This window comes from Zoogloea oryzae (assembly GCF_030161255.1).
GTDB lineage: Bacteria > Pseudomonadota > Gammaproteobacteria > Burkholderiales > Rhodocyclaceae > Zoogloea > Zoogloea oryzae.
In genome coordinates this window covers 23,347-35,546 of record NZ_BSPX01000047.1, presented here as the reverse complement: position 1 = coordinate 35,546, position 12,200 = coordinate 23,347, and the positions used below count along the sequence as shown (strand labels likewise).

12 protein-coding genes are annotated in these 12,200 nt (G+C 65.5%); 2 read left to right on the top strand and 10 right to left on the bottom strand.

Translation table 11 applies throughout. The features are described from left to right. Window positions 1-285: 285 nt before the first annotated feature. The 5 genes from QQK25_RS23575 to QQK25_RS14920 form a co-directional block, all read right to left on the bottom strand. On the bottom strand, window positions 286-1,593 hold the full coding sequence (locus QQK25_RS23575; protein ID WP_306664088.1) for an ATP-binding cassette domain-containing protein: 1,308 nt from the start codon (window positions 1,591-1,593) through the stop codon (window positions 286-288). Window positions 1,594-1,608: 15 nt separating this feature from the next. After that, on the bottom strand, window positions 1,609-2,370 hold the full coding sequence (locus tag QQK25_RS14935; protein ID WP_284188639.1) for an ABC transporter ATP-binding protein: 762 nt from the start codon (window positions 2,368-2,370) through the stop codon (window positions 1,609-1,611). Between the two features lies 1 nt (window position 2,371). Then, window positions 2,372-3,304 (bottom strand): branched-chain amino acid ABC transporter permease, encoded by a 933-nt coding sequence (locus QQK25_RS14930; RefSeq protein ID WP_284188638.1) that lies wholly within the window; start codon window positions 3,302-3,304, stop codon window positions 2,372-2,374. Between the two features lie 2 nt (window positions 3,305-3,306). Further along, a complete protein-coding gene (locus QQK25_RS14925) occupies window positions 3,307-4,182 on the bottom strand; it encodes a branched-chain amino acid ABC transporter permease (RefSeq protein ID WP_284188637.1) in 876 nt (291 codons plus the stop codon). Window positions 4,183-4,426: 244 nt separating this feature from the next. Continuing rightward, on the bottom strand, window positions 4,427-5,230 hold the full coding sequence (locus tag QQK25_RS14920; RefSeq protein WP_284188636.1) for an IclR family transcriptional regulator: 804 nt from the start codon (window positions 5,228-5,230) through the stop codon (window positions 4,427-4,429). A 208-nt stretch (window positions 5,231-5,438) separates the two neighbouring features. Here QQK25_RS14920 and paaY point away from each other — a divergent pair, with 208 nt between their 5' ends. Further along, a complete protein-coding gene (paaY, locus tag QQK25_RS14915; protein ID WP_284188635.1) occupies window positions 5,439-6,056 on the top strand; it encodes a phenylacetic acid degradation protein PaaY in 618 nt (205 codons plus the stop codon). Between the two features lie 3 nt (window positions 6,057-6,059). Here the strand turns inward: paaY and QQK25_RS14910 are convergent, their stop codons facing one another. The 5 genes from QQK25_RS14910 to QQK25_RS14890 form a co-directional block, all read right to left on the bottom strand. Further along, entirely contained in the window at window positions 6,060-6,524 is a 465-nt protein-coding gene (locus tag QQK25_RS14910) for a GNAT family N-acetyltransferase (protein WP_284188634.1), read from the bottom strand. Then, window positions 6,521-6,859, bottom strand: coding sequence for an antibiotic biosynthesis monooxygenase family protein (locus tag QQK25_RS14905; RefSeq protein WP_284188633.1), 339 nt, complete (start codon window positions 6,857-6,859; stop codon window positions 6,521-6,523). Before QQK25_RS14905 ends, QQK25_RS14910 begins: the two co-directional genes overlap by 4 nt. An 88-nt stretch (window positions 6,860-6,947) precedes the next feature. Next, window positions 6,948-7,901, bottom strand: coding sequence for a phenylacetic acid degradation operon negative regulatory protein PaaX (paaX, locus tag QQK25_RS14900; protein ID WP_284188632.1), 954 nt, complete (start codon window positions 7,899-7,901; stop codon window positions 6,948-6,950). A gap of 95 nt (window positions 7,902-7,996) precedes the next feature. Continuing rightward, complete coding sequence (locus QQK25_RS14895; protein WP_284188631.1) at window positions 7,997-9,046, bottom strand: 2Fe-2S iron-sulfur cluster-binding protein; 1,050 nt, start codon at window positions 9,044-9,046, stop codon at window positions 7,997-7,999. 99 nt (window positions 9,047-9,145) lie between these two features. Further along, entirely contained in the window at window positions 9,146-10,174 is a 1,029-nt protein-coding gene (locus QQK25_RS14890) for a hypothetical protein (protein ID WP_284188630.1), read from the bottom strand. 350 nt (window positions 10,175-10,524) lie between these two features. On the opposite strand from QQK25_RS14890, the gene paaN reads away from it, so the two are divergent. Beyond that, the gene (gene paaN / locus QQK25_RS14885) at window positions 10,525-12,192 is read left to right on the top strand and encodes a phenylacetic acid degradation protein PaaN (RefSeq protein ID WP_284188629.1); all 1,668 of its coding nucleotides are present in this window, start codon (window positions 10,525-10,527) and stop codon (window positions 12,190-12,192) included. Window positions 12,193-12,200 lie beyond the last annotated feature (8 nt).

The window sequence follows — 12,200 nt, the reverse complement described above, 5'->3', positions numbered from 1 at the left end:
ATCCCGGCGATGGCACGGTGAGCCGATTCTTCCTGCGCTGCCGCGGCAGCGCAGGAAGAATCAAGACCGCCTCGAACACAAAATTACTGACACTCCCGGCGTGTCATTCACCGATGAGCGGCCGGGACTGACGGATGAGTGAATTTCACTCGTGCATGGGTCTCGGGCAGTCATCGATGAGTGATTTTTGCTCATGCATGAGTTCGCGCGACCCATCGATGAGCGAAATTCATCCATCGATGGGTGATGGGCGCTCATCGCGGGCCGGCACGGAGGGGGCGGGGCTTACATCCCCAGGTAGGCGGCGCGGACCTGTTCGTCCTCGATCAGCTCGCGGCCGGTGCCGGTGAGGGTGACCGAGCCGGTCTCCAGCACGTAGCCACGGTCGGCCAGCGCCAGCGCGGAGAAGGCGTTCTGCTCGGCGAGGATGATGGACATGCCCTGGGCCTTGAGGGCCTTCACCACGTTGAAGACTTCCTCCACCAGCAGCGGGGCGAGGCCCATCGACGGCTCGTCCAGAAGCAGCAGCTTTGGCCGGCCCATCAGCGCGCGGCCGATGGCGAGCATCTGCTGCTGGCCGCCGGATAGCGTGCCGGCGGGGAGCTTCCGCTTCTCCTTGAGGATCGGGAACATGGTGTAGATCTTCTCCAGATCGCCTTCCACCTGGGCCTTGGGCTGGGTGTAGGCGCCCAGGCGCAGGTTGTCCTCGATGGACAGCGGGCCGAATACCTGACGGCCTTCCGGGCTCTGGCAGATGCCCCGGCGCATGCGCTGGTCTGCGCGCAGCTTCGAGATGTCCTCGCCGTCGAAGAGGATGCGCCCGCTCATGGGCTGCACGCCGGACAGGCTGCGCAGGAAGGTGGTCTTGCCGGCGCCGTTGGCGCCGACCAGCGCGACGGTCTCGCCGCGACGCACCTCGATGGAGATGCCCTTCAGCGCCTTGATGCGGCCGTAGCTGCTTTCGAGATTGGCCACCGACAGCAGCACGTCGGGCTGACTGGCGGCGGATTGCAGCTCGCCGGCGCTGCTGGCACCCAGTCCCACCGATACCGGCGCGAGGCTCGCCACCTTGTGGAACAGCTCGCGGAATTCGGCCCGGGCGGCGCTGCCGAACACCGGGTCGTCGTTGTCGAGGAAGGCGGCGTCGATCTCGGCCCAGTCGGCGGGGGTGAGCACCTCGCTGGCGAGGCCGTAGATGTCGCGCTCCTCGCTCTTGATGTGGGCCTTCTGGTCGTTGAGGTAGAGCCGGAAGGCTTCGGTCAGGCCGCCGATGGTGCTGCGGCCGGCGACGGTGTCGGCCAGCTGGCGGCGCAGGGCGGCGAGGTTCTGGGGGCCGTTGCGGTGCTCGGCCTGCAGGCGGTCGAGGAGCGGGGCGGCGGCGTCGGCGCGCTGGCGCAGCACGCGGAACAGGTGCTCGTCCTCCTTGCGGTGGTGGCAGCCGTCCATGAAGTGTTCGAAGTAGTCGAGCACCGAGGTGAGGAAGGCTTCCTCCACCTTGCGGTCGCGCTCCATCTCGGCGATGACCTGCTCGACGGTGATGGCGATGCGCCACAGGTTGCGGTGCTCGTCCTTGATGATGCTGAGGGCTTCCATTGCGGGTTCCTCGAATTACGCGTGGGCGCCCAGATAGGCGGCGATCACGTCCGGGTTGCGGCGCACTTCCTCGCCGGTGCCTTCGGCGAGCTTCTTGCCGTAGTCGAGCACCAGGATGCGGTCGGAGAGGTTCATCACCATCTTCATGTCGTGCTCGACGAGCACCACGGTGATGCCCGAGTCGGCCACCTTGCGGACGAGGTGGTCCACTTCGATGGTCTCCTTGGGGTTGAGGCCGGCGGCGGGTTCGTCGAGGAAGATGAGGCGTGGTTTCATGGCCAGCGCGCGGGCGATCTCGAGGCGCTTGAGGGCGCCGTAGGGCATGGAGTCGGCGCGGGCGTCGCGGTATTTCTCGAGGCCGACGAAGCGCATCAGCTCGAAGGCTTCCTCGCGCAGCTCGGCGTCGCGGCGGGTGAGGCCCGGCAGGCGCAGCGCAGCCTTGATGAGGTTGCGATCGAGCCGCAGGTGAGCGCCGACCATCACGTTCTCGATGGCGCTCATGTTCATGCAGATCTGCAGGTTCTGGAAGGTGCGCGCCACGCCGCGGCGGGCCAGCTCGTCCGGCGACTTGCCGCCGATGGATTCGCCATCCAGGCGGATCTCGCCGGCGGTGGGCTTGTAGACGCCGGTGATGAGGTTGAACAGGGTCGTCTTGCCGGCGCCGTTGGGGCCGATCACCGAATAGACGATGCCGGCGTCGATGGTGAAGCTCACATCCTGCACGGCCTTCACGCCGCCGAAGTGGATGGAGAGGTTGGAGACGTCAAGGAGGGCCATGTTATTCAGCCTTTCCAAACTTGCTGGCCAGGGTGGGCACCAGGCCCTTGGGCAGGAAGATCATGCAGATCATCAGGATGGCGCCGAAGGCGACGGTCTCCCAGCCTTCGAAGGTGGCGAGCGCCTGGGGCAGGGCGGTGAGCAGCACCGCGCCGATCACCGAGCCATACACCGAGGCCATGCCGCCGATGACGACCATCGTGACGAGCTCGATGGAATGGAAGAAATCCGCCAGGTTGGGGGTGACGAAGCCTACGTAATGGGCGGTGACGCTGCCCATCAGGCTGGCAAACACCGCGGACATCACGAAGATGGCGACCTTGTAGCGCACCACATCCACGCCCACCACGCGGGAGGCGACCTCGGAGCCGTGCAGCGCGCGCAGGGCACGGCCGAAGGGCGAGTCGATGAGGTTGATCGATGCCCACACGCTCACCGCCAGCAGCGCGGCGATCACCCAGTACCACTGTTTGTCGCTGGAAAGCTCGAAGCCAGCCAGGCCGAAGGCGGGCACCGGCATGCCGTCGGGGCCGCCCGTCCATTGGGCTTCGTTGCGCACCGCGATGTTGATGATGATGCCGAGGCCCAGGGTGGCCATCGCCAGGTAGTTGCCCTTGAGCTTGAAGATCGGCCGGGCCACCAGCGCGGCGAGGATGCCGGTGGCGACGGCGCCGGCGATCATCGCCAGCACCGGATGCCAGCCGAAGTGGGTGGGCAGCACCGCCGAGGCGTAGGCACCCAGGCCCAGAAAACCGGCGTGGCCGAGGCTGATCTGCCCGGCGAAGCCGATCAGCAGGTTGAGGCCGAGCACGATGATCGCGTTGATCGCCATGCGGATCGCCAGATCCAGATAGAAGCTGTTGGGCAGCACGAAGGGCAGCACCGCCAGCACTGCGATGAGGATGTAGAGGCCGAAGTAGGCGCGTTTTTGCATGGTCACACCCGGTCGGTCACCTTCGCGCCGAACAGGCCGCGCGGCATGAAGAAGAGGATGAAGAGGATCAGCACGAAGGGGATCGCGTCCTTGTAGGCCGACGACAGATAGCCGGCGCCCATGGCTTCGAGGATGCCCACCAGCAGGCCGCCCACCACCGCGCCGAGGCCGTTGCCGAGCCCGCCCAGCACCGCCGCGACGAAGCCCTTGAGGCCCAGCATGATCCCCACGTCGTAGGAGGTGAGGGTGATCGGGGTGATGAGGATGCCGCCCAGCGCGCCCAGGGCCGCCGACATGGCGAAGCTCATGAACAGCACGCCGTTGGTGTTGATGCCGACCAGCTCCGCCGCGAGGCGGTTGTAGGAGGTGGCGAGCATCGCCTTGCCGGTGAGGGTGCGATTGAAGAAGTACCACAGCACCACCACCACGATGGCGGTGACGCCCATCACCCACAGGCTCTGGGGCATCAGGGTGGCGCCGAGGATCTCGATGGGCGTATCGCCCGAGAAGGCCGGCAGGCTGTGGGTGTTCTTGCCGAGGAAAACCTGCACCAGGCCGCGGATCACCAGGGATGCGCCGATGGTGATGATGATGAGGGTCACCGTCTCGGCGCCCTTCACCGGCTCGATGGCCAGTTTTTCGATCACCACGCCGACCACCGCCGGCACCAGGATCGCCAGCAGCAGTGCGGCCGGCAGGGGCAGGCCGGCCTGGGTGAAGAACACCGCCAGCATGCCACCCAGCATGATGAACTCGCCCTGGGCGAAGTTGATCACGTTGCTGGCGTTGTAGATGAGCGTGAACCCGAGGGCGGCCAGCGCGTAGGTGGCGCCCACGGTGATGCCGGAGAACAGGAATTGAAGCAGCTGGGCGAGCATCACGCACCTCCTGTCGGGGCGTGGCGGGGTCGATGAGTCATCGTGTCTCCTCTCGATCGAGTGGGCCGATCCGGCGCCGGGGACCAGGGTGGCCTGGCGGCCGAGATTCTATATTTTGTAATCGGTTCTGTTTATTAGAAATGATACAAAAAATCTAGTCAAGCTAAATTTGTGTATCAAATCAAATCGGCGTGATTGATGCCCGCCCCCGCTGCCGATGCGGGGGCGGGCGAATACCGAGTGTTCAGCAGGGGCCGGGGGCTTCGCGAGTGGAGCCGAGGCGCTGGGAGAGGGAGTGGGCTGCGTCCTTCAGGCGGGCGATCACCGGGCTCTCGGCGCTCATGTCGATGGAGCCCTCGACGCCCACCAGCACGATGGACATCGTGAGCTCGTTCTTGAAGTTGAACACCGGCGCGGCCACGGCCTCGACGCCGCGGAACATGTAGTTGCCGGAGATGACGGCGATGCCCTGGTTGCGCACCTCGGCCAGCAGGGCCTCGGCGTCTTCCTGGGTCTCGACGCCGGGGGGCAGGTTCTTGCGGGTGTCGAGCTCGCGGCGGAGGATGGACTTGATCTGCGCGGGCGGCAGCCAGGCGCCGAAGACCCGGCCCACGGCGGAGCTGAGCAGGCCCAGGGTGGTGCCGGTGACCACGTTGACGGTGATTGGCCGGCGCGGGCGTTCCCAGCGCACGATCACCGGGCCGTTGTCGCCCCACACGGCCAGGGCGGTGGTTTCATTGACGGCGTCGCGCAGCTCGGAGATGGCGGTGAGCCCGAGCCGGATGCGGTCGAGCCGGTCGATGGCGACGAGGCCGATGTTGAGCGCGAAGGGCCCCAGGTTGTAGCGCGAGGTGAGCGGGTCCTGCTCGACGAGGCCGCTGCGGATCAGGCTGACGAGGTAGCGGTGGGCCTTGGAGGGCGGCATGTCGGCGGCGGCGGCGATGTCCTTGAGCATCATCGAGCGCTTGCCGAACACCATCGCCTTGAGGATGCCCATGCCCACTTCGAGGGACTGGACGCCGTGTTTTCCTTCCAGCTCTTCGCTCATGTTTCTGTATCCGGTGGTTGGTTGAACGTGTTACGTAATGGTAAATTGATTTTAGAAAAAGTAATCATAAATCCCAAGTGAGGAGTAAGGAGGGAGGAGTGAGGAGGCCTTGGTTGGGGCTTGTGCGCTGGCGATTGCCGGTGCGCGGGATCAAGCGGGCGCTCTTGCTGCTTCCCCTTCACGCCTCCGCAACCGAGGAGATTCAGCCATGACCCAGCTTCGTGTTTTCGCCATCGACGGCATCGTGCCCGTCGTCCATCCGTCCGCTTACGTTCATCCATCTGCCGTGTTGATCGGCGACGTGATCGTCGGCCCTGGCTGCTACGTGGGCCCGTGCGCCAGCCTGCGTGGGGATTTCGGCCGGCTGATCCTGGAGCGGGGCGTGAATGTGCAGGACACCTGCGTGATGCACGGCTTTCCGGGTACCGACACGGTGATCGAGGAAGATGGCCACATCGGCCACGGGGCGGTGCTGCATGGCTGCCGCATCGGCCGCAACGCGCTGGTGGGGATGAACGCGGTGATCATGGACAACGCCGTGATCGGCGAGGCGTCCATCGTGGCGGCGATGGCCTTCGTGAAGGCCGGGGTGGAGATTCCGCCGCGCTCGCTGGTGGCGGGGATGCCGGCCAAGGTGCTGCGCGAACTCACCGACGAGGAGATCGTCTGGAAGACCGACGGTACGCGCACGTATCAGGATCTGACCCGGCGCTGCCTGGCGACGATGGTCGAGACCGCTCCGCTCACCGAGATGGAACCCGGCCGCAAGCGCTTCGAGATGCCGGACGTGGTGCCGCTGGTGGCGCTCAGGAAGAAGGACGCCTGAGCATCAGCCGCCGAGACTGCGGGAATAGGCGAGGAACACGTCGTCCCGCTTCCAGCCGAGCGATTCGTACAGGGCCTGGGCGGCGTGATTGCTGCGCGCGGTGGTGAGGTCCATTCGCGCCTTGCCCCGCTGCCGGGCCAGCGCCTCGGCCGCCTGCAGCAGACAGCGGCCCACGCCGGCGCGGCGGTGGGCGGGCAGCACGAACAGGTCGTAGAGCCTGAAGATGGGCTTCGCCTCCACCGAGCAGAAGGTGGGGTAGAGCTGACAGAAACCGAGGATCCAGCCCTCCGCGTCGCAGGCGATGAGGATTTCCGACTCCTGCCGGGCGAGGCGCTCCAGCACGAAGCGCCCGGCGCCGGCCGGGTCGGCCGGCTGGTCGTAGAACTGGCGGTAGGCATCGAACAGCGGCGCGACGGCCGCTGCGTCTTCGGTGCCGGCGAGGCGGATGGACACGGCCGGCGCCGTCATGACTGGGCTGCCTCGGACGCGGCGCCGGGAAGCGGCCCCAGTTTGCCGTCGCCGTAGGTGCGCAGCACCTGGGAGATGGTGACATGGTAGCCGTCGAGCCAGTTGGCCTGGCGGGCCTTGGCTTCCCGGTGCAGCGGGTGGTCGACGAGCGCCCGGAGGGCTTCGAGGCTGTCCCAGTAATACACGTTGGCGATCTGGCCAGACTGGGGGTTCTCCCAGCTTGTTTCACCCAGGTAGCCGGGAATCGAGCGAGCGGCGGTGGCGATCGCTTGGTCGAGGCGGTGGAACGCGTCGTCGAAGGCCCCGGCCTTGAAAACGAAGGTGGAGGTGTACATCCGCAGCTCCCGGTTCAATCGGAAAAAAGCGGCGTATTAGACGCGCCTCTGCCCATGATGACAAGCGCACGCGGTGCCTGATTTGGGATCAGGCCAGTTCGGCCAGGGGGTCGTCTTCGCGGAAGCGTTCGTGAATGAGTCGGGAGGCCGGCGGCGTCTGGCCGCTGGCGAGCTGGAAGTGGGCGTCCAGGTGGCGCTCGGACGGAGCCAGCAGGCGGCGGTAGAGCTCCTTGCACAGCAGGCGGGCCTTCTGGCCGGGCCAGTCGGAGGGCAGCAGCACGTCGGGGAGCTCCGGGTCGCGCAGCAGCAGGCGCCGGTAGTCGTGGATCAGCAGGATGCGCAGCAGGAAGGCGCTCTGGTCGTCGATCTCGTTGTTGGCGTCGGTGCGCAGCTGGTCGAGCACCGGCTGGTAGCGCTCGACGAAGCCGGCATACACGCCGGCCAGGTGGTCGAGATTCCAGGCGCCATTGACCATGTCCACGTCGTTGGCGGCGGTGCCGAACTGGGCGTCGGCGGCCAGCAGCGGCTTGAGCCGGCCGAGGATGCCGGACAGGCCTTCAGCGTGGAGAGCGTCGAAGGCGGCGGTGAGATCGGCGCTGGGATGCACGAAGCAGTCGCCACCGAGCACGCCAAAGCCCTGCCAGAACAGCGCCCGGCGCAGGCCCTCGCGCTCTTTCGGGCCGAGCTCGCCGACGGTGACGATGAGCCGCCAGCGGCGGTCCCACAGGGGGGCGCTGGAGGCGTAGATGTGGCGGGAGGCTTCCTCGAAGCGGCGCTGGCCGGACGGGGTGAGCAGGTAGTCGGTGCGCCGGCCGGAGGGCTCGGTGCGCAGCCATTCTTCCTTCACCAGCCGGAACACCGAGGTGCGCACCAGGCGCTCGTTGAGTCCGAGGGGCTCGAGCAGTTCGATCAGGCTGCCCAGCCAGATGCGGCTGCCCCGCGGCAGCACGGCATCCCCAAAGACCGAGATGATGAGCGAGCCCGCCTGGACGCGGTCCTGCTGGCGGAAGTCTTCGAGACGTTGCTGGGCTGGGGGGAGCACGATCTGGCCGAGTGTTGCCCGGGGATGGGCACAAAGATTGCTATTTTAGCGGCTCCCCCCGGTGCTGAACAGGCGACATGCCTCCGGCCTGCAGCCTAGAACGTCAGCAGGTGGGCCGCATCGGGGATCTCTGGCTGCTGCTGGGCGAAGAAGCCTTCGGTGTGGATGTGCTCGGTCTTTGCGCCAAGGGCTTTCACCGTCGTCGCGCAGGTCTCGACGAAGGCCGGGCTGCCGGCGACGAAGATGGTGTGCTTCGACAGATCCGGGAAGAGCCCCGGCAGCACCGCATCCACGCGCCCGGCCAGATAGCCGTCCTTCTCCTCGCGGGTGAGGGTGATCTTGTAGTCGAAGGCCCGATGCTTGGTGCGCCACCAGGCCAGCATGCCCTGGCTGTAGACGTCGGCCTCGCTGCGGGCCGAGAAGAGCAGGGTGACGGGCTTGCGGAAACCCCGGCGCAGCGCGGCTTCGGTGAGGGCCAGGATGGGCGCGAGGCCGGTGCCGGCGGCGAGGCACAGCACGGGCGTGTCCACCCCCGGGTCGCCGATGAAGGTGCCGTAGGCGCCGGAGAGCTTGACGCTCTCGCCGATGTTCAGTTGATCGTGAACCCAGTTGCTCGTCACGCCGCCGTCGGCGCGGGCCACCTGCAGCACCAGCTCGCCATCCGGGCGCGGGGCGTTGGAGATCGAATAGGCGCGGGGCGGGATGTCGGCGCGCGGGTTGCCGAGGGTGACGTACTGGCCAGGCCAGTAGCGGATCGGCTGGCCCACCGGGCGCAGGCGCAGCTCGACCACGCGGTCGGCTACCGGGCGCTTGTCGGTGACCACGAAGAGGGCGTCCTCGCGGGGCGGGAAGAGCTTGGGCTTGGCGTCTTCGGTGCCCCATTCGATGGTCAGCTCGTCGGAGATCGGCTTGGCCATGCACATCAGGCCGTAGCCCTGGCGCCGCTCTTCTTGCGACAGCGCCATGTCGAGCACCATGCCTTGGTCGAACTGACCGGCGGTGACCTTCACCTTGCACTCGCCGCAGGCGCCGGCGCGACAGTTGTTGGGCAGCGCGTAGCCTGCCTTTTCGAGGGCCATCAGCACGGTGTCGCCGTAGGCGCATTCCACCGACTTGCCCGAGGGTTGCATGATGATGCGTGACATGGTTTTTCTCTCAGTGAGGAGTAAGGCGTGAGGAGTTAGGAGTGAGGTGTCAGGGGGCGGTCTCCTTACTCCTCCCTCCTGACTCCTCACTCATTCCCGTCAGAAGACGGGAATGATGTCTTCCATGTCGATGTCGCTGATCTCCTGGCCGGTGATGCCCACTTCGGGGATCGCCGGGAAGGGGATGTTGTAGCGGTCGAGCACGCCCTTCAGGTTGATCATCGCGTTCTTCCAGTTCTGCAGCTTCATCTCGTAGGTCGGGATGCCGAAGCCAGCGCCGCGGGCCACTTCCTCGGCTTCGCGCTGGTTGTCGATGAAGTCGGCGGGCAGATCCCAGAATTCCATCGGCGGCTCGAACAGCACGGCCGACAGGAACAGATAGCCGGCGCGGATCTGCTTGGTGACGATGGACTTGGTCTCTTCCTTCAGGCCCGGGTAGTCGCGCTCCATCACCGCCATGCAGATGGCCATGTGGCGGCCTTCGTCACGGCCGATGTTCTTGAAGCCTTCCTTGAAGACCGGCTCGCGGGAGTTGTCGAACATCTGCTTGAAGATGGTGGCGGCGGCGATTTCGCCCATCAGGAAGGAGCTGAACAGCACGGCCAGGTCGTACTTGGGCACGGCCTGCTTGTAGCCGTTCCAGTAGCGCGAGCCATTGAAGTACAGCCACTGCACGTTCTTCTGCAGGCGCTTGCCCAGCTCGGTCTTGGGTTGATAGGTGATCGGGTCCGGGTGGCCGAGCAGTTTAGTGATGGCCAGGCCGCACATGATTTCGTGGTTCTGCTCGTCGCGAGTGACGGAGAAGAAGCACTTGCGCACCGGGTCTTCCTCATGGACCTCGTAGGTCTTGATGAGCGCTTCGGCAAACACCGGGGGCGCCGAGGCGTCGAACACCGACAGCAGGCTCCACCAGTAGGCGATGGATTCGCGCTCTTCCCAGCTGTAGCTGTCCACATCCAGGGTGTCCCAGGGCAGCTTTTCCGGATCCCAGTTTTCACGCAGGGCGGCCTGCCAGACTTCCTGCAGCTTCTTGGTCTTGCTGTTCCAGGAAAGCGGATAGATGTTGGGCTGCTGGATTTCCGGCGGAAATTCCATCTTGTCTGCAAAGCGTTCCTTGTTGCTGGCCATGGTGCCTCCTCGTAGGTGTGTGATGAACCGTTTGTCACCGCGCCCATGTCCCTTGGGCTGGTGTGGTTAATCATGATACAAAAACAAAACAAACGTCAACAAAAATGTATCAAAACAATCGAGGGGCGAAAAACCGCCTTGCCCGTTACAAATCTGTTTTTCGGCCTTTGTCCAGAAAAAATGTAAATCAAACTGTTGAATAAAAACAGATTCTTTTTTGTGGAAGTGGTTTTGAAGTGAGGAATGGTTGCGCTTCCTGCCACAAAAATGCGATACCAAACATTGACTTTGATCAGATTGGTTTGTACTGTTTAACTCAGCAACCCAAAAACCAGACAGGAGACAGCCGAATGACCCACCCCCTCTTCGAAAAGCACCAGGCCACGCTGGAAGGCGCCGTTGCCGCAATCGCCTCCCGCGCCTACTGGTCTGCCTACCCCGAGATGCCGAGCCCCAAGGCCTATGGCGAAAACGCGGCGGAAGAGGGCAAGAAGGCCTTCGAGGCCCATCTGGGCAAGGCCTTCGAGCTGGGGCAGCCGGGCCAGAGCGGCTGGCTGGGGGGCGAGAAGTCGCCCTACGGCATCGCGCTCGACGTGCAGTACCCGGTGTGTGATCCGGAAGCGCTGATCGCTGCCGGCCAGGCCGCCATGAAGGGCTGGCAGGCCCTGGGCGCCGACGGCCGCACCGGTATCTGCCTGGAGATCCTCGACCGCCTCAACAAGCAGAGCTTCGAGCTCGCCCACGCGGTGATGATGACCACCGGCCAGGGCTGGATGATGGCCTTCCAGGCCGGCGCGCCCCACGCCCAGGACCGCGGCCTCGAGGCCGTCGCCTACGCCTGGCGCGAGCAGCGCTTCGTGCCCGCCGACACCGTGTGGGAAAAGCCCCAGGGCAAGAACCCGCCGCTGGTCATGAAGAAGCACTTCGAGATCGTCGGCCGCGGCATCGGGCTGGTGATCGGCTGCGGCACCTTCCCCACCTGGAACACCTACCCGGGCCTGTTTGCGGCGCTGGCCACCGGCAACCCGGTGATCGTGAAGCCCCACAGCAACGCCATCCTGCCGGCGGCGATCACCGTGCGCACCATCCGCGCCGTGCTGGCTGAAAACGGCATCGACCCCAACCTGGTGAGCCTGTGCGTCACCGACAAGCGCGCCACCACCAAGGGCCTCGCCACGCATCCGGCGGTCAAGTCCATCGACTTCACCGGCGGCAACGTGTTCGGCCAGTGGCTCATCGACAACTGCCGCCAGGCCCAGGTGTATGCCGAACTGGCCGGCGTGAACAACATCGTCATCGACTCCACCAACGCCTACAAGGCGATGCTGGGCAACCTGGCCTTCACCCTGTCGCTGTACTCGGGTCAGATGTGCACCACCTCCCAGGCCATCTTCGTGCCGGCTGGCGGCATCGAAACCGAAGACGGCCCCAAGAGCTACGACGAGGTCTGCGCCGATCTGGCCAAGGCCGTCGAACGTTTCCTGTCCAAGCCCGAAGTGGCCCACGCGGTGCTCGGCGCGATCCAGTCCGCCGACACCCTGGAGCGCATCAATCTCGCCAACAGCGGCGAGCTGGGCAAGGTCGTGCTGGCTTCCAGCAAGCTCGACAACCCGGACTTCCCGGGTGCCGAAGTGCGCACCCCGGTGCTCATCGCCTGCGACGTCGCCGACGAGAAGCTCTATATGGAAGAGCGCTTCGGCCCGATCAGCTTCATCGTCAAGGTGGCCGACACGGCCGCCGCCATCGCCCTCTCCGAGCGCGTGGTGAGCACCCACGGCGCGCTGACCACCGGCATCTACTCCACGAAGCAGGACGTCATCGACGCGATGACCGAAGCCACCTGGCGCAGCAAGGTCGCCCTGTCGATCAACCTCACCGGCGGCGTGTTCGTCAATCAGTCGGCGGCGTACTCTGACTACCACGGCACCGGCGGCAACCCGGCGGCCAACGCGTCGTATGCGGATTCGGCCTTCGTCGCCAACCGCTTCCGCGTGGTCCAGCGCCGTTATCACGTCTGAGGAGGTCG